Source organism: Flavobacterium sp. 316, from assembly GCF_000967805.1.
GTDB lineage: Bacteria > Bacteroidota > Bacteroidia > Flavobacteriales > Flavobacteriaceae > Flavobacterium > Flavobacterium sediminilitoris.
On record NZ_JYGZ01000006.1, the window covers coordinates 19278 to 38057 of the forward strand.

Genomic DNA, 18780 nt, shown 5'->3' on the forward strand with positions numbered 1-18780 from the left:
ACTAGCTCTTTGATTTCAGCAATTTCTTCCTTTGTAAAGTCACAAAAGCATTAGCATATACAGGTCTTTTAAATCGAATTTCTGTTGATTTATCCCAAACCACATACTCTTTTCCTAAAATTTGCATTAATTGAATCATATAAATAGGATCTGTAGCAGAAAATAAACTTCCTCCAAACATAGAACCTACATAATTCTTATTTTTATAAGTTAAAGGAATTTTAATTTTTACAACATGTAAATCATCTGATACAAAAAATATTTTCCCACAACTTCTTCGATACATTGGAGAAATATTAAACATCATTTTAAATAATGTAGACTTCTTAAAAAAACGATTTAAAAATGTAAAAACAGCATCATACATTTTTTATACGGTTAAATTGGCAACAATATCTTTGACCGGTAAAATCGCTTTTGTGTGTTCAATACTTGGTCCAGCAACCCAAACTGTTTTATACGTTACTTGCGTAGCTGCTTTTTCCGTTGCCTTCATTCCAATATAAAAACGAACCATTTTAACCCATTTTTTTAATGATTTATTTTTATTCAATATACGTTCTAACCAACTTTGTCTTGTTCCTACTTTTTGTACATAAGGAGTATTAATTACAGTACAAGGTGTACCTGAAATACGCTCTGTCATTACAATATCTTTAGCTCCATAATCTACACAAGCTTGCTTATATTCATCTGAAACTCCTGCTTCAATTGAAGCTATAAACGGACTTCCTACAGAAACACCAATAGCACCATAGCTTAACATAGACTCAAAATCTTGCTTGTTTCCTACTCCACCAGCAGAAATTACAGGCAAAGTAGTTCCTTCGTTAAGTTGTTTGATTAATTCACTTGGTTCAATATTTCCTCTATGCCCACCTGCTACATTATTTACTGCAATTAATGCATCCGCATTCAAACTTTCTACTTTTTTTGCAAAAGCTAAATCGGTTACATCACAAAAAACTTTAATTCCTACTTTATGTGCTTCTTTAATTGTTTCTTCTGGACTACCTAGAGAAGTTATAATAAAATCTACTCCTTCTTCACATAACACTCTAAGTTGTTCTTTATATTTTACATTTGATTTATTTACAATTAAATTATATCCAAAACTTCCACCTTCAACTTTTGCGGCTTTTAATTCTTTTATAGAAGCTCTTAGTTCTTCTAATGTTCTATAATTCAATGCGGGAATACAACCTGCAATACCACTTTTCATTCCTTCAATCACCATTTTAGTATTGGATACTAAAAACATTGGAGCCATAATAATTGGATATTTTATCCCTAAAAGTGTTTTTAAATCTGATTTTCCCATTTTAAATTTATTTGATTCAAATATAAGAAAAGATTATTAATTACTATGCATGCATACTATTTTAATTTATTCCTAAAAAATATTATCTCCTCTTTTTTGTAGCCTTACTAGCTGCTGCCTTATTGATTACATACTTCATTGAAGAATTTTGAAAACTATACGTATTATTTTGTGTTTTATTTTTTAAATTCACATCACCATTTGGTAACAAAACAAACTCAAAACCTTCTTTTCTGTTTCTTTCTTGTGTTTCGGATGCTGTTCTATTTTTATCTAAAAAAACAGTTTCAATAATATGACTCGATTTTTGAGTATTTCCAATTAATAATTCCTTACTTTCAATATTCCAAATCTGAGACTCCATTATATCTTGATTTTCTTTTTTAACTTTTGTTTCAATAGCATTCTTCTCTTGCCAATTTAAACAATATAATTTTACACCATTTGTAGTAAATGATTTTATAGTAAAATTTAAAGGATTAAAAACAACTGATTCTATTTTTTTCAATTCTAAAGTATCTTTTGAAGAACCGTTTGTTACAAATAAAACTAGCTTCTTACCTTTTTTATCTGTAATAATTTCAGCAGAAAGATTATCTAATTTTGCTAATACTGATTTTGATGTTGATGTTGTTTTCTTTGATGTTTTCTTCTTTTGACTATAGCCTAATGATGTTACAGTAAGTAATAAAAGCAAAATTATTTTTCTCATTTTTCAATTTTTAAGACGCCAATGTACAAAAAAAGAAATCACAAATACATTAAAAAATTACAATAAATTTAACAATAACTCAAATTTTAAACTCAAAATAAACTGAAATGTTAAATATATCTAATAATTTAAAGAGAAAAATAAAAATGTAAAATTTTTAAAATAAATTTGGCTACTATCAAATCTAAAGTTAATAACCAAAAAATTATGTTTAAAAAAATTACGCTAATTTCAACATGTTTGCTTTTGTTATGTAGTATTGAAGGATACTCCCAAAAACGAAACAAAAAAAAATCAAAAGAAACAGCAACCGCACAAGTAAAAAAGCCTGAAGAAAAAAAAGGACCAAAACCTTATAATAAAGTAATTGATTCAACGGCTATAACTCAAAAAGGATTAATCGATGTTCATAAAATAGGAGATAAATTCCTCTTTGAAATTTCAGATTCTCTTATTGGAAAAGAAATAATGACCATTACTCGTTATTCAAAAACACCAGCTGGTGGAGGAATATTTGGTGGAGAAGAAATAAACAGACAAGTAGTAAAATTTGAAAAAGGACTGAATAACACCATTCTTTTACGTTCTATTACTTATGTAATTATGACTCCAGATGAAGACAAACCTATTACAAAAGCAGTAAGAAACTCTAGTTCAGATCCTATCATTGGAAATTACGAAATCTTAGCTTTCAAAAAAGATGGATCAGGAAAAGAAAATACAGGATACGTTATAGATATGAACGCTACTTTTGATGCAGATGTACAAACCTTCTCATTAAGCCCTGTTAACAAACAATTATTAAGCATTCAGTCATTTCAAAAAGATAAATCTTTTATACAAGATATCAAAAGTTTTCCTATAAACACTGAAATTAGAACTGTAAAAACATTCTCTACAGAACCACAAAGAATTTCAAGAACTCCAACACCAAAAATTGGAGTAAATCTACCTTCTGGTTTAGATGCAGGAGTTGTTACACTAGAACTAAACACTTCAATGCTATTATTACCAGAAAAACCAATGCGTAAAAGAGCTTTTGACAAACGTGTTGGATATTTTGCAAATCATTATGATGTATTTGAAGAAGAATCATTAAAATCAGATAAAGAAGTTTTCGCAGTAAGATGGAGATTAGAACCAAAATCTGAAGAAGATGCGCAAAGACAAAAAAATGGTGAATTAATTGAACCTAAAAAACCTATTGTATACTATATTGACCCTGCAACACCTGAAAAATGGAGATCTTATATCAAAGCAGGAATCGACGATTGGCAAGAAGCATTTGAATTTGCAGGTTGGAAAAATGCAATTCGTGGAGAATATTGGCCAGAAAACGATCCTACAATGAGCTTAGAAGATGCTCGCTTCTCAGTTTTAAGATACTTTGCGGCTGACATTCAAAATGCGTACGGTCCTAATGTTCACGATCCAAGAACAGGAGAAATACTAGAAAGTCACATTGGTTGGTATCATAATATTATGAGCTTATTACGCGATTGGTATTTAATTCAAACAGCAGCAGTAGATCCAGCAGCAAGAAATAAAACATTTGATGATAAACTAATGGGGGAACTTATCCGATTTGTTTCATCACATGAAGTGGGTCATACGCTGGGACTACGTCACAATATGGGCGCTAGTTTTGCAACTCCTGTTGAAAAATTAAGAGATAAAGATTTCCAAAAAGCAAACGGACACACTTCGTCTATCATGGATTATGCACGTTTCAATTATGTTGCTCAACCAGAAGACGGTGTAACTGATTTATTTCCAAGAATTGGAGATTATGACAAATGGGCAATCAAATGGGGTTATTCATATTTTGATGGAGCTAAAAATGAAGATGAAGAAAAAGCTAAACTTAATGAAATGACCAAAGACGCTTACAAAAATCGTCGTCTATGGTTTGGTACAGAAACAAGTCCGTATGATCCAAGATATCAAACAGAGGATTTAGGAGACGATGCTATGAAAGCTTCAGAATATGGTATTAAAAACCTAAAAAGAATTTTACCAAATTTAATAGAATGGAGTAAAGAAGATGGCGAAGATTATTCAGAATTAGAAGGATTATACGGTTCATTAGTAGGTCAGTTTAGAAGATATATGGGACACGTTACAAAAAACGTAGGTGGAATTTATGAAACACCAAAAACCTATGATATGGAAGGCGATTTATATGAAGTAGTACCTTCAAGTATTCAAAATGATGCTGTATCATTCTTAAATGAACAATTATTTACAACACCAACATGGTTATTAGACCAAAACATATTAGCCAAGATAAATCCAGATAATGGTGTTGAAGCTATAAAAAGCCTTCAAGATAGAACCCTTTCTAGTTTATTAGATGGAGATAGATTAGTTCGATTAATTGAAACATCATCTCTAAGCAAAAAAAATTATTCAGTAGATGAATTAATGAGCGATTTAAGAAAAGGAATTTTCTCAGAAGTAAAAACTAACGCTCCTATTGATATTTATAGAAGAAACTTACAAAAACTTTTTGTTGAAAATGTTATTAAAGCATTAGATATTGATAAAAAAGTAACAGCAAGATTTAATAGAAAAACTATAAAATTAAGCGAAACAGATATCCCTTCAATTGCAAGAGGTCAGTTAACAGAACTAAAATCTCAATTAAAAGTAGCCGCTAGTCTAACTAGTGACAGATTAAGCAAGTTTCACTTACAAGATTTAGTTTCAAGAATAGATACTGCTTTAAATCCTAAATAATTTAAAAACACATCCATTTTAAACCGTTTCATTTTTATGAAGCGGTTTTTTCATTATTAGCAACAAAAAAACACACTACAAATCAATAATCTACAATTATAATAAAAATATTTTTATTATAATTTTTACTACGCAAAATAATTACGTACTCCGTTTTGAATATTTGTACTGTTAAATTTTATAAAATGGAGACTGAGAAGCTAAATATTCTAAAACTAAAATATAAGGATAATTTTAAAACAAAAAGTGACAACAGTTCTATATTATTACTGTATTCATATATTTTAGAAAAAGAGAACGTTGATAGCGATTGGTGGAATGAAGACCACGGTTGCAACGATGTTGTTGGAATTTTAGAAAGAAATTTTAGTGATTTCGATTGGGAAATGTTAGAGAAAGATCTTAAAAATTGGACGCTGAATCAAATTGAATTGTTTACTCTCAGTATTATTAATGGTTCCTGTGGAAATGGATTATTTGAAGATTTAAAAGTTAGAGATTTACAAAAAAGGTATACTTATGAAAAAAGACTTCAAATACTAATTAAGATTAGTAAAGATCAAACTTTAATAATATGGGATAATATTGATTTTTTAAAGAGATTTCCATATATGCCTTTCGAATCAATTAATAAGATAGCAATAAACATAGGGTATTATAACTATCTTTTGGAAGAATGGAAAGACTCACATGAAATGAAAGTTATGAAAGAATTAATTCAAAATTCAACAAAATAAAGAAAAATTAAAACAAGTGCCGTAAGAGAGAGTTACTTTGCTTTTCCCACTAGAGTTATAAGTAGAGCCATATAGTTAGTACTAACTTTTAGTTTAATTAAAACACTATCACAGTCTCTTTTTGCTTTTTGCCTTGTTTCTTTAAATTAAAAATTAAAATGTAATGATTAGGACTAATTACTAACGACTAATCACTAAGTACTAAAAAAAACAAGTGTCGTAGAAAAGAATTACTTCGATTAAGGTTTCAGTAATTCAGGTTCGAATCCTGATTCCGAGAGGAATGGTGTAATGGTAACACACTGCAATAGTATCTTTTCGAATATTACCTTGATTTTATTAAGATGGAAGTTAGAAGTAGGAAGAAGGATTTTTACTATTTAAGTTGTTGTTATTGTGAAAGTAATATTCAGTCTTTTTCTAAAAATAAAATTTAAAAAAATGAAAGTAGACAATGAAACTTATAATTATTCTTGTACTATAAATAATCAAGAATTCAAATATGAGTTAAAAATTATTGCTCGTTTTCATGAAAATTTAGTACAATGTCCAATTTGCGAAGCTTACCAATGTTGCGGAGCTAGAGATAAGTTTATTTGGGCAGAATTTGAAAATGAAAAACTAGCAATACATTTTGAAGATGGTGAATTTGAAAATTATTTGTCTAATTGGTACTTTGATGGAATTACCGAAGATGCATACAAATCATTGCCTAAATTCCTAAAGGATTTTAATGAATGTAAAGGATGGGATAATGATGATATTAATCCAAATTCAATAATAGATGCTATAGATTTTAAAAATGCAATGGAAGTAATTAAAAACTCTAAAAATAATGAGAATATTGATTTGTTTTTAACCAATTTTTATCCAATAATCATTGAATTTGTTGATAAAGTCATTAAAGAAAATAAAGTACTCAATATTATAAATAACTAATTACTAACGGCTAGTTACTAATTACTAAATAAAAGAATGTCGTAGCAAAGTGATACTTCGTCCACATTTGGGGAGGAATAATGAAGTTGTAAAACCAGCAAGACTATCCAGTTCAACTCTGGCAATGACATGCCCCGTTTCACTTTGCGAATTTTACTTCTTTTTTAAGTTACAAATGGGATGCTTTCAGCAAAACAAGATTGTGGTTAAGGTTTTGAGTTTCTCTTTTACTAGATATATCAAACTTTAAAAATTAACTTTAAGGCTTTTATATATTAAACAATAGCAAAAAGGTATTAATTATAGTCTTTTTGCTATTAAATAATAATTTCACTATTTTTCATAAAATAGTTCGTGATAATTAGTGGAATTAGTGTTTGAAATTACTATTAATTCGATGGGTATTTTTGCTTCAATTCTCCCAAAACAAATCCATCATTTCCAATAATTTTAAAAACAACTTGTTTGCTCTTAAAATCAAACTTTAACGTACCAAAACTTTTTGATGTTACCACCTCTCCTATTCGAAATGAATTAGGTTCTCCTGAAAAATTGGTACTTGAATGTGTCAAACCACTACTCGTGAAATCAATTACAGGATAGGACAAACCATTCACTTCTTTTTTAGAAAATTCTGAAATATGTCGGTCACCCGATAAAAGAATAACTCCTTTAGCATTCGAATCCACCAATAAGCGTTCTAATTTATCAACTTCATGTGGAAAATTACCCCAAGTTTCATAACCATGTTCATTAGAAAATACTTGAATACTACTCACAATAACATTAAAATCGGCTGTACTATTTTTTAATTGATCCTCTAACCATTTCCATTGGGTTGCACCCAAAATGGTTCCTTCACCATAGGCATTAGGTTTGAATCGTTTTCTAGTTGCAGTATCTTTAGTTAGCGACGTTCTAAAATAGCGTGTGTCCAAAACTAGGACTTTTATTGTTCCTTCTTCTAATGTGTAATCGTGTACAGCATAAACACCTTCTTGTTGGCGTCTCGGGCTATCTTTGGCAACATCCATAAAATCTAAAAAAGCTTGCTGACTTTCTTTTTTAGCTGTAAATTCTATTCCTCCATCGTTTAAACCATAATCATGATCGTCCCATGTGCCAATTACAGGAACCCTTACTTTTAATTCTTGATAAGTTTTCACTGCATTTTGAGCATCATATATTTTTTTTTGCTTGATCATATTATCGGTGTCAGCATAAACAATATCGCCTCCCCAAATCCATACATCTGGTTTTGTGTTTAGAACATCATCCCACAAAAGATTCTCTACACTGTGCTTATTACAAGAACCAAACGTAATTGTAAAATCAGATTGGGTTTCATCTTGTCCATATATTGAAAAAGGAACTATTAAAAAGAGAAGTGATAAAAATTGAAGTACTAATTTCATTATTGGAATATTATTTTATAGTACAAAAATAACATTTACAATTCAGCTTGGTATTAAAAGAATATTAATTTACCGCTAACTGCAATTATAAAAAACTAATTACAGCCCAAAACATTTTCTACATACAACTTCAACACTGTGGCAATTCTAATTTTTTTTCAAAAACGCCACACTTTTTGTGACAAAACATATTTTTATTTTAAGATTGTCACACTTTCTGTGACAAAACGCATTTTATTTTTAAAATTGTTACGCTTTCTGTGGCAAAATTATATTTTTTTTAAAAAAATATCACGAAAAAAAGTATTTATATCTATTGCATGCTTAAATTAGAACGATTAGATTTATAATAATAAAAAAGATAATTCAATTCCGTAGAACTAAACTATTCATTCATAGAAACTAAAAACATTTTAAAGATAGAATACAATTACCATTTATATTTGATGTTTCAAAAGTGCCAGAGAAAGACATTAGTACTTACGAAAGTAGGAGAATATTAGTATTTACGCTTAACAGATAGTTATCTTGTTATTAATTCGAGGCTATGAAAATTCCACGATTAATTTTGTACTTGTAAACTTTTGTTATAATTTTATGCAACTGTAACAAGTGCCAAAACGTTAGCGATAAACTTAAAATATCGAGCCTTAAATAAATCAAACAAAAAAATGAATATAATTGAAATAATAAAAAACCAAATCATTTCTGTGAAAGAAAATACAGACAATTTAATTAAGATTATTGATTTACAAGATTGGAAAATTTCTCCAAAGATACTTGAAACTAATATGAATTGGCAGATTGGGCATTTAATTTTAGCAAACTATTTGCACGGAATAGCTTCTATTTCAGGAGCAAATGAAAAAGTCAGAGAAAGAATTAATATGCAAAATTTCATAAAATTTTATGGACCAAATTCAACTCCAAATATGTTTTTAGATGAAAAGCCAAATAATGAAGAACTATTGAAATTATATGAGTTTATCTTTGAACTAATTTATCTTGAAATAAATAAAGTTAAAATTGAAGAATTAAATAATGTAACTGAAATCCCAAATCCAAGTGCAAAAACTAAATATGAAGCATTAACGACATTAGCAAAGCACCAATCTTGGCATAACGGACAAATAGCAATTTTAAATAGAATATTAAAAAATAAGTAAAAAACCGAACTACTAACAGTAATGTTTGTAAAAAATAAATCTAAAGAAACATTTACTGCTTTTGTATTAGGCCTATCAACTAGGAACAGAAGATGAATGTCAGCTTTCTGGGGTAATAAGTAAATTACTTTCTACTCAATATAAGATTAAAAAACAAGCAACAGGTTGGCCAGGTCAAATTACAGAATATGCTAATAAATATAAGTTAAGTAGGGAACTGCATTCAAGAAAATTGTACTTTATTATATTTATCAAACAGAAGATTTCAAGAAAGAATCAGAGTTAAAAAACATACTTAAAACTAGAATCTAAAATCAATTTGATTGATTTTAGATTCTAGTTTTGATTTTTGGCATGAAGAATGGTTTGCATTAGTAAATATAAATGAAAAAAGCATTCAATTCCTTTGGTCAAAAGAAAAATTAGAAATTATAAAAACATTGGATATCGAAATAAAACAAATTAAAAATACTAATTTTTCATCTTTCAACAAACTTTTGAATTAAAAACAATTCCCAAATCATCTACGCAAAATAACTACGCACTACTACTCCACCTTTGTATCAGAAATTAAAAACAAAGGTTATGCAAATTATAATACAATCAGAAAACAATCATTTACTAGACATACTCTACAAAAATCCTGCAACCGATTTAGGTTTATATTGTAAAGAATTGCGTAATGGTGTCTTAATTGGCAATGCAGTGAGTGTAAACGAATACCACTGTTTGTTCCAAGATACCAAAAACAGCTATTTACCAGACGAAGGCAATCCAATCGATTTTCAAAGCTATTGCAGTCCGTTATTGGCATTGAACATGGCAACGGAATTTTTCAATCATTTGTTCAAAAGCAACGAAACATTGGAAAACACAACTTTGTCTTGGTTAGGAAAAACCTATGCTGAAATGGATACTTTACCAGCAAATATAGTAGTGCCAACATTTTATATCGATTCGGGTTGGTATAAAAATGGAACTTTCTTGTTGTCAAAGTACATTGACGGGATTACGGTTACACCAAAAATAGGAAACAATTATAGTTTAAAAGTAGAAGGGAAAACCATTAGAGAAACCTTGCATAAGTTTTCGGTTGTCGCATTGTTTTGTCATTTTACCAATAAACATTCTGAGTACATGTACATTGATGATTATTTCATTCAAAAGCACATTACAATATTGGCTAATTTACCAAATGTTCCTTATTTTGTGTATTATTTGTTCATTAAACGATTAATGCGTTCACCAGAACAGTTTAGAACCTTCAAACCGCAATTAGAAGCTTATTTTAACAACACAATTCAGTTTGTTTTTACCGATACGCATCAATCCCGTAAAGAATTTATTTGCAATAGAATTGAGAATAACGAAGCTGTTTTAGATTTTGGATGTGGAAACTTACAATATTTCAAGAAATTACGTAAAAGTGGTTTCACAGCAGAATATTTGGCACACGATGAAGAGGATTTTGAAGACACCGTAGATAAAATAATTGGCTATGAAAATGTAGAGAACTTGCATTGGATAGCCAATAAAGAAGACTTAATTGGTTTTGAAGGACAAGTAATCTTGAGTGAAGTTATCGAACACAATACATTAGAAGAAGCTACGGAATTGTTGTATTGGATAAAAGAGAACATTCATTTTACAACCTTGTTTATCACGACTCCTAATAGCGAATTCAACGTAAACTATGAAATGACAGAAGAATTTCGTCATGACGACCACGATTTCGAATTAACGAAACAAGAATTCATCAACTTAATCGCTTCGATATTTCCAAATAAAACGGAATATCATGGCATTGGAGATTGCGTTAATGGAGTTTATCCAACAAGCGCCATGATTGTTTACAAACAGTAAATTTAGGACGTCAGTTCGAGTGTTTTTAATGAAACAAAGTGGAATTAAAAATGTATCGAGAACTCGTGAACTGAAAAAAACTTCTCGATACGCTTCGCACTCGAAGTGACGTAGCATATAAATAATAACAACATCACTAATCACTAAAAAATGATTGACATAAAAATAAAAAAAAGAATAGAATGGTTCAGTAACAATCAAATTAACGATTTTGCACCAACCATTTCACCAGCTCCGAAATATACGGAGAGTAGCGAAATAGAAAGCATCCGTCAAGCTGTAAAATACTTCTTACGTAAAAATCAAACCGAAATTGTAGTACAAAAAAAGTACATGGGTTCGTACTGTAGTATTTACTTAAAACGCAATTTAGAAGATACCTATTTTATTTCTCGTAACGGACATAAAATTAACCATATCGATTTGGAAGAGGCTATCGCAAGTTTGAAATCGTTACATGAAAAAATGCTGCTTCAATATCCTGATTTTGATACGCTAATTATTGCGTCAGAATTATTGCCATGGAGCATTTTAGGAGGTGGATTAATCGAAAGAGAATACAATGCCTATCATGACGCTTTGGAAACACATACCAATTATTTAGAAAATAGTAATTTGTATCGTAAAATTAATACAGTTAAAGCTTCAGAAAGCTATATGAAGTATCTTGAAGACAAGAAAGTATTGAAAAATAAAGAGTTAAAAGAAAAATATCCAAGTCACGTTATAAGACAATATGATGCTATTGCTAATTTGAAAGTAGTCGATATTCCAAAACAAAAGGAATCATTAGCCATTTTTAAAAAACAAATTGATACGTTTGGTAAAGAAGATAGTTTACATTTTAAACCCTTCAATATTTTAAAAGTAGTACATAATGACGGTAAAGAAACGCTTCCGAATAGTAATTTAACCTATACATTAGTAAATGACGATGTCTTTTTACATTTGAATTTTACACCCGAAAATGAAGCCGATAATTTAGCTAAAATATATGATTTTTTTAATACGTTAACTACTGAAAACGAGGAAGGTATTATGATAAAACCAGCGAAAAGTTATGTAAAAGGATTGCCACCTTGCTTTAAAGTAAGAAACAACAATTATCTCACGATGATTTACGGAATCAATTTTAATGCTAATTTTGACTATTATTTAGAACGCAGGAACATCAAAAGAAAATTAGAACAGTCTATCAATGGTTGGGAAATTAACCAACAAATGTTAGAAATTCCATATAAATCCTTGAATGCAGAGAACTATTTAATGAAATTATTGTTGTTAAAACGAATCAATAACGAAGAAATTGAAAAAACGTTAGATCCAAGATTATAGCTTTTTTTAACTTCAGTTCGAGTATTTTGTGGAGTGTAACGGAATAGAAATGTATCGAGAACTCGTGTAATGAATACAAAACTTCTCGATACGCTTCGCACTCGAAGAGACGTTGATGACGTAAAGAAAGAAAATTAAATCATAACCGTCAGTTCGAGTATTTTGTGGAGTGTAACGGAATAAAAATGTATCGAGAACTCGTGTAATGAATACAAAACTTCTCGATATTACTGGGACACTCGAAGTGACGTAAATCGAGGAAATTTAAAAATAAAAGAATAACATGAATAAGAAGTACAATTCGTATTCAAAAAAAATATAAAATGAAAAAAACACCAAAACTAACACTACTAATAGGTTGTCCAGCATCTGGAAAAAGTACGTTTGCCGAATGGATTGTAAAATCAGAGCCAAAAACGTTTCGAGTAAGCCGTGATGAGATCCGATTTTCGCAATTCCAGGAAAAAACAGATGATGCTGTAGAGAAAATGATTACTAAAATGGTTCACGAGCAAGTGAAAACGCTATTATCAAATGGTTGGAATGTAGTTTTGGATAATTGTCATACCAAAAAAGACTATATCAAGACAGCCATTAAAGAATATAGTGATTTAGCCAACATTGAATTCAAATTGTTTGATGTTCCTTTAGACGAACTGTTAGATCGTAACGCAAAACGTACTCGAGTAGTACCAAAACCAGTTATTGAAAACATGTTTAAACAATTGGAAAACCTGAAAACGAATTTCGATTTCGAACCAATAAAAAAAATTAGACGAAAAGATTTAGAATACGGAGCGCAAGATACTTCATTACCAAAAGCTATAATTTGTGATTTAGATGGAACATTAGCCTTAATGAACGGAAGAAACCCTTTTGATGCTAGTAAATGTGATGAAGATTTGTTGAACGAACCCGTTGCGAATATCTTAAAAAATTATAAAAACATAGGACATACAATTATTTTACTTTCAGGAAGAGAAGACAAATACAAAGAACCTACATTACGATTTTTGGAAAAATACAACATAGAATACGATCATTTATTCATGCGAAAAAGTAAAGACAGCAGAAAAGATAGCGTAATTAAAACGGAATTATTCGATACCGAAATTCGTAACAAATATTTTATCGAATTTGTATTAGACGATAGAAACCAAGTAGTTGATATGTGGAGAAACGACCTGAAACTACCTTGTTTCCAAGTATATTACGGGAATTTTTAAAAACTTTACACCTGTCAGGTTTCAAGACCCTGACAGGTATTATGACACAATCTTGTCACCCTGTAAGGGTCTCATTAGTAATTCCGCAAACAAATATGTGAGCAACTAATGAGATGCTTCCAGCATGACAAGTTTGAGTGTGAAAATTAAGCATCTCATGAAAAATACTAATTCTCCTTATCATTTTTTCGGTTCTGTCAATTCATTGGATTATGATGTGGTTTTCTTCATTGAGAAAATGCCAGAAACCATTGCTAATAAATTAGCTTTAAGTAAAAAATTAAGCGCTCAATTAGTTGAAAAATATCCAACCAAAACAATCAATGCCAATCTTGCGGTTTGTGAAAACGGTCAAATTATTCAGGTTTACAAAGGAACAGCGGACGAATTGAATAATGCTATTCTAAGAACCTATCATTTGCACCAACAAGATTTTGATAATCAAATTACTAATGTTGTAAAACGAGATATTCACTTGAAAATGATTCGTTGTTTGCGAATGTTGTTATCCTTTATCTCTAAAACACAATACAGAACAATCGTAAAACAGGCTCTAAAACAAGATATTTATGTTAAAATAGAAGCCTTGAAAACAATTGATTTTAATACAGTTGAAGATTTTGGTAAAGGAAGTAATGCTTTAGATTTGAAGAAATCAATGGCTTTTCAATTGGGGCAAACACTTGCTTTATATGAAGATGTAGAATTGTATAGTAAGCAAGAAATTGTTACCTATTTTCCAGAATTAGAACCCTATTTAATGCGCTTTCCAAATACAGAAATAGAAACGATTCAACAGTTTGTTGCTCAATTTATTGCTATTCTTGAATTAGAAGTACCAAAAATGAAAATTACAGAAGAGTTATTAAATAAATAACCACAATCTTTGTCACCTTATATAAGGTCTAATTAGTAATTACGTAAACAAATATGTGAGCAACTAATGAGATGCTTTCAACATGACAAGTTTATGGATGATTTTATTACGCAAAATAATTACGTACATGTATTTCATCTTTGTACCGTAAAATAATAAGAAATGAATACTACGTTACTAAACCAAATGATTTTGGAAGGTTATATCAAGAGCAACAAACATCCTGAGCAGGATTTGTACATCTATAACTATACTCAAACAGCACAGTTTGAAAGACTTTGGAACGAAGTAACCTTAGCCTGTCGTGGTATTATTATGGATGGTAATCAAAATATTGTTGCGAGACCTTTTCCTAAGTTTTTCAATTTAGGCGAACAAGAAGGTGTCGAAATTCCAAAGACCTCTTTTGAAGTGTATGACAAAATGGATGGTTCACTAGGTATTTTATATTGGATTGAAAAAATACCATATATAGCGAGTCGTGGTTCCTTTACAAGCGATCAAGCTATTAAAGCAACGGAAATGTTACATTCGACTTATAAAGAAATTTGGAAGCATTTGGATACATCCAAAACCTACCTTTTTGAAATTATTTATCCAGAAAACCGAATTGTTTTAGATTATGGAACAACAGAGGCTTTGGTTTTATTAGGTTTAATAGATACGCAAACAGGTGTAGAGTTGCCTTTAGAAGACATTGGTTTTCCAATAGTTGAAAAATATGATGGTATTAACGACATTGAAACTTTAAAAAGTTTGCAAAATGATAACAAAGAAGGTTTTGTAATCAAGTTTGAAAATGGTTTCCGATTGAAAGTGAAATTTGATGAATACGTTCGTTTGCATCGTATCATTACCCAATTATCTAGTATTGATATTTGGCAACATTTAAAAGAGAAACAACCTTTAGATGCTATGCTCGAACACGTTCCAGATGAGTTTTTTAACTGGGTAAAAAATGTAATTAAAACTTTAAATAAAGAGTATCAAGTGATTGAAAAACAATGCAAAAACAATTTTAAAATATTAGAAACACGTAAAGAGACAGCAGCTTATTTTTATACTTGTCAATTTCCAGCAGTTTTGTTTTTAATGCTAGATAACAAAAGTTACGATCGTGAAATTTGGAAAAGAATTCGTCCTACTTTTGAAAAACCATTTATGAATAGTGAAGAGGAATAAAAAAAGAATACGATAGGTGTTTTTGATGTCCTTAACTTTCGCAATCGAGCGTCAAATGTTAGAAGAAGTTGTAAAAACAAAAACTGTTTGAGCAAAGCGAGTTTTTTTGTTTTAAACTTCGAAAACTAATTTGACCGATGAGGAAGTTATGACTTGATTTTTTTGTTTCTTTTTTTATCAAGAAAAAAAGAAAATTATCATTCATAAAATACCTTATTGTATTTCAATTGCAACCATAAAATAATAAACAATCATGTCAAAACAAAGTAATAGAGGAAAAGAAGCCAAAGACGATTTCTTTTTTGGTACACCCAAATTCAAAGAAAGCCTAAAAGAAGCCCTGATTGATATGAATTATCTATTAACCAGAGGTTATTCTGAGAAAAATGCCTTGTTTACAGTAGGAACACGCTATAAATTAGCCAGTCGCCAACAAAAAGCTGTACAAGGCATGAGTGCTTCTAACGAACAATTAAGAATTCGTAAAGTAAAAGAAGTAGCATTTGAGACCTTGGAAAACAAAACAGTAGTAATCGATGGATTCAATATTCTAATTTTATTAGAAAGTACGTTGTCTAATGCCTATATTTTCAAAGGACAAGATCATTGTTATCGCGATTTATCTAGTGTTCATGGAAATTATAAAACCGTAAACCAAACCGAAAAGGCTATTGATTTAGTAGTCGATTTTTACAATGAAAGTAAATTACAGCAACTCGTTTGGATTTTTGACAAACAAGTTTCAAACAGTGGTAGAATAAAAGCCAAAATAGAAGCCAAAGCCTCAGAACAAAATTTAAATTGGAGAGTAATCTTAGAAGATAATGCAGATCTAGCCCTTGTAAACTCCAATCAAATAGTAGCCTCTTCTGACGGAATTGTTTTGGATAAAGCAATTAATTGGTTTAATTTGACATCCTATTTAATTGAAACAAAAATAGACAGTAAAACGATTTTTTAACCAGATAATGATCACTCAAGAAAGCCTACATAAAACACTAGTAGCAGCAAAAGCCTTTCTTTCAGAAGATTGGGCGATAAAACATCAAGCTCTTCTACAAGATGAGATGATGTCTTTTTTTGCCAAACAATTGTTTATTCAATTAAATTCGACATCAAGCGAAACCAGATTGCCCTATTTTGAAGAAGAAATACAACAAGATCTTGCAAAAGCTTTGAACCAATTTAAAATGGTGTTTGCTAATGAAAATGAGTTTGTTGAACCAAAAATTGTTAGTCAACTACTTGAAAAAACTCCTTTCAAAGAGTTGTTATTACTCATGGGACAACGCATCACTTCAGCTAGCGTACAAGATGAAAAGGCTATTCCTCCTTTGCGAAATATACTATTAGAGAGTTGCTTTCTACCTTTAAACAAAGAAACAACTGTAGTAGTAAAAGCTTGGGAAAAGCATGTAGGTCGTTATCCAGAAAGCATTTTCGAAACTTTAAAAGGTAATCAGAAAGAAAAAGAAATTACAATAAAAAAACAAATCGATTATATCATAAAAAATCAAACCTGGTGGAATGTTTTTTTTCATTATAAACATGGTTTAGTATATGAAATTAGAATTGCAAACGGACAAGGCATGCGATGGAGTAGCGATGGAAAACAATTTATAGGTTTTTTGGAACAATTTTTATAAGTTTAAGCAATGAATAAAGAAAATATAAACTATCAATTTACGCAAGAAGAATGGGACAATTGTCTCAAAGTATTGACGATTTTAAAAGATAATCCTTTCGAAAACCCAGATAATACTCGTTTTGCTAGTTTGATTACCAAAATATATAAAAACGCTAAGAAAAATCAACGTACAACAAGTTATATCTCTAAAAAAGCAATTGATTTAGAAACCATTTTACAAACTACTTTATCTCAAAAAGCAGTAGCAGGCATAACATTATATGCAGATGAACAAAAGGAAGCAGAAACTGTTTTTACTCCTTTACAATTAGCTAAAAATTGTTATTGTTGTAATACAACTTATAAAATGGCTCACGAATTTTATAATCGTTTGTGCCCTAATTGTGCTCAAGAAAATTATGAAAAACGATTTCAAAATACCAATCTCGAAAACCGAAATGTAATATTAACTGGTGGTCGTGTAAAAGTGGGATTTGCCACAGCTTTACGAGTATTGCGAAGCAAAGCCAATGTAGTAGTAACAACTCGTTTTCCAGCCTTAGCATTGGAACAATTTCAGGCAGAAAAGGATTATGACACTTGGAAAGACAATTTAACCCTTTACGGCTTAGATTTAAGGAATTTACAAGCCATAAGCGATTTTGTTGCCTTTTATAAATCAAACCATGATTCATTAGATATATTAATTAACAATGCAGCACAAACCATTAAATATACAGATGAGTATTATTTGCCTTTATTAAAAAAAGAAGAAAAGTTATTAATTGATTATAAAGATAACAAGCAATTGGTTGCCAATGTAACACCCATTTCAAAAGAAATAAAAGCCTTAGAGTACAATCCTTCAGAAAATACAGCAATACAATTATCAAGATTTGGACAACCAGTAGATACTAGAGAAAAAACAAGTTGGAACTCAACATTAGAAGAAGTATCCCTACATGAATTGGTCGAAGTCAATTTAATCAATCAAATGGCTCCTTATTATTTGATAAAAGAATTAAAGTCTTTATTTTTAGCCTCTAATTTTAAGGAAAAGTTTATTATTAATGTTACTTCTTCTGAAGGGATTTTTAGTTATACCAATAAAACGATGTTTCATCCACATACTAATATGACTAAAGCAGCTTTAAATATGTTAACCTTAACATCTGGAAAAGAATTTGCAAAGGAAAATATTTATATGAGTTGTGTTGATGTAGGCTGGATTTCGACAGGAGCAAGAGAAGAGTTACGAAAAAAGCAATTTGAACAAGGGTACATTCCACCATTAGATTCCGTTGATGGAGCTAGTAGAATAATGGACCCAATAAGTCAAGGTATAGCTGGTAATTATTTATTTGGTGTCTTACTTAAAAATTATAAAGTGTCACCTTGGTAAAAATAAAACACTGTAGTTTAAGTGGAAAAACGATTGGTCTGCAACCTTTAGTTTCAGGTTCGAGCCCTGATAGTGTTATGAAGGTGTTAGTTTAATTGGAAAAATGTCCATACCAAATGGGATATGCAAGTTCGAGTCTTGTACACCTTCCAAAAAATAAATGGGAATAATAGTTCAATTGGAAAACGTCAGATTGCTAATCTGAAGATGTGAGTTCGAATCTTACTTATTCTCATTTT

17 protein-coding genes and 2 tRNA genes are annotated in these 18780 nt (G+C 30.0%); 15 read left to right on the forward strand and 4 right to left on the reverse strand.

The annotated features are described in order from the left end of the window. Position 1: 1 nt before the first annotated feature. From SY27_RS19110 to SY27_RS13520, 3 genes are all read right to left on the reverse strand, one after another. Positions 2–307, reverse strand: a complete 306-nt coding sequence (locus SY27_RS19110) for a PaaI family thioesterase (protein ID WP_235270985.1) — start codon at positions 305–307, stop codon at positions 2–4. Positions 308–370: 63 nt separating this feature from the next. Further along, positions 371–1321 (reverse strand): nitronate monooxygenase family protein, encoded by a 951-nt coding sequence (locus SY27_RS13515; RefSeq protein ID WP_045971246.1) that lies wholly within the window; start codon positions 1319–1321, stop codon positions 371–373. 82 nt (positions 1322–1403) lie between these two features. Continuing rightward, complete coding sequence (locus tag SY27_RS13520; RefSeq protein ID WP_045971248.1) at positions 1404–2033, reverse strand: hypothetical protein; 630 nt, start codon at positions 2031–2033, stop codon at positions 1404–1406. 207 nt (positions 2034–2240) lie between these two features. Between SY27_RS13520 and SY27_RS13525 the strand changes: the two genes are divergently transcribed. The 3 genes from SY27_RS13525 (at position 2241) to SY27_RS13535 (ending at position 6448) form a co-directional block, all read left to right on the forward strand. Further along, positions 2241–4772, forward strand: coding sequence for a zinc-dependent metalloprotease (locus tag SY27_RS13525; protein WP_045971251.1), 2532 nt, complete (start codon positions 2241–2243; stop codon positions 4770–4772). Positions 4773–4957: 185 nt separating this feature from the next. Beyond that, on the forward strand, positions 4958–5509 hold the full coding sequence (locus SY27_RS13530; RefSeq protein ID WP_045971253.1) for a hypothetical protein: 552 nt from the start codon (positions 4958–4960) through the stop codon (positions 5507–5509). 441 nt (positions 5510–5950) lie between these two features. Further along, positions 5951–6448: a hypothetical protein gene (locus SY27_RS13535; protein WP_045971255.1), complete on the forward strand. Its 498-nt coding sequence runs from the start codon at positions 5951–5953 to the stop codon at positions 6446–6448. Between the two features lie 389 nt (positions 6449–6837). Here SY27_RS13535 and SY27_RS13540 read toward each other — a convergent pair whose 3' ends face one another. Beyond that, positions 6838–7863, reverse strand: coding sequence for an alkaline phosphatase D family protein (locus tag SY27_RS13540; RefSeq protein WP_045971257.1), 1026 nt, complete (start codon positions 7861–7863; stop codon positions 6838–6840). Between the two features lie 671 nt (positions 7864–8534). Between SY27_RS13540 and SY27_RS13545 the strand changes: the two genes are divergently transcribed. From SY27_RS13545 to SY27_RS13595, 12 genes are all read left to right on the forward strand, one after another. Beyond that, positions 8535–9029 (forward strand): DinB family protein, encoded by a 495-nt coding sequence (locus SY27_RS13545; RefSeq protein ID WP_045971259.1) that lies wholly within the window; start codon positions 8535–8537, stop codon positions 9027–9029. A gap of 323 nt (positions 9030–9352) precedes the next feature. Further along, complete coding sequence (locus SY27_RS13550) at positions 9353–9535, forward strand: hypothetical protein (protein WP_045971261.1); 183 nt, start codon at positions 9353–9355, stop codon at positions 9533–9535. A gap of 79 nt (positions 9536–9614) precedes the next feature. Next, positions 9615–10892 carry a hypothetical protein gene (locus SY27_RS13555; RefSeq protein WP_045971263.1) on the forward strand — a complete coding sequence of 426 codons (1278 nt, stop codon included), beginning with the start codon at positions 9615–9617 and terminating at the stop codon, positions 10890–10892. A 150-nt stretch (positions 10893–11042) separates the two neighbouring features. Next, positions 11043–12227, forward strand: coding sequence for a hypothetical protein (locus SY27_RS13560; protein WP_045971265.1), 1185 nt, complete (start codon positions 11043–11045; stop codon positions 12225–12227). A gap of 305 nt (positions 12228–12532) precedes the next feature. After that, positions 12533–13453 carry an AAA family ATPase gene (locus tag SY27_RS13565; RefSeq protein ID WP_255350305.1) on the forward strand — a complete coding sequence of 307 codons (921 nt, stop codon included), beginning with the start codon at positions 12533–12535 and terminating at the stop codon, positions 13451–13453. A gap of 157 nt (positions 13454–13610) precedes the next feature. Further along, positions 13611–14330: a hypothetical protein gene (locus tag SY27_RS13570; protein WP_045971269.1), complete on the forward strand. Its 720-nt coding sequence runs from the start codon at positions 13611–13613 to the stop codon at positions 14328–14330. Between the two features lie 162 nt (positions 14331–14492). After that, complete coding sequence (locus SY27_RS13575) at positions 14493–15512, forward strand: T4 RnlA family RNA ligase (RefSeq protein WP_052705335.1); 1020 nt, start codon at positions 14493–14495, stop codon at positions 15510–15512. Between the two features lie 253 nt (positions 15513–15765). After that, the gene (locus SY27_RS13580; protein ID WP_045971271.1) at positions 15766–16473 is read left to right on the forward strand and encodes a DUF434 domain-containing protein; all 708 of its coding nucleotides are present in this window, start codon (positions 15766–15768) and stop codon (positions 16471–16473) included. 7 nt (positions 16474–16480) lie between these two features. Beyond that, positions 16481–17158 (forward strand): hypothetical protein, encoded by a 678-nt coding sequence (locus tag SY27_RS13585; protein WP_045971273.1) that lies wholly within the window; start codon positions 16481–16483, stop codon positions 17156–17158. A 9-nt stretch (positions 17159–17167) separates the two neighbouring features. After that, a complete protein-coding gene (locus tag SY27_RS13590; RefSeq protein ID WP_045971275.1) occupies positions 17168–18541 on the forward strand; it encodes an SDR family oxidoreductase in 1374 nt (457 codons plus the stop codon). Between the two features lie 80 nt (positions 18542–18621). Further along, positions 18622–18691 (forward strand) — tRNA-Trp (locus SY27_RS18710). A 13-nt stretch (positions 18692–18704) separates the two neighbouring features. After that, positions 18705–18775 (forward strand) — tRNA-Ser (locus SY27_RS13595). Positions 18776–18780: the final 5 nt, after the last annotated feature.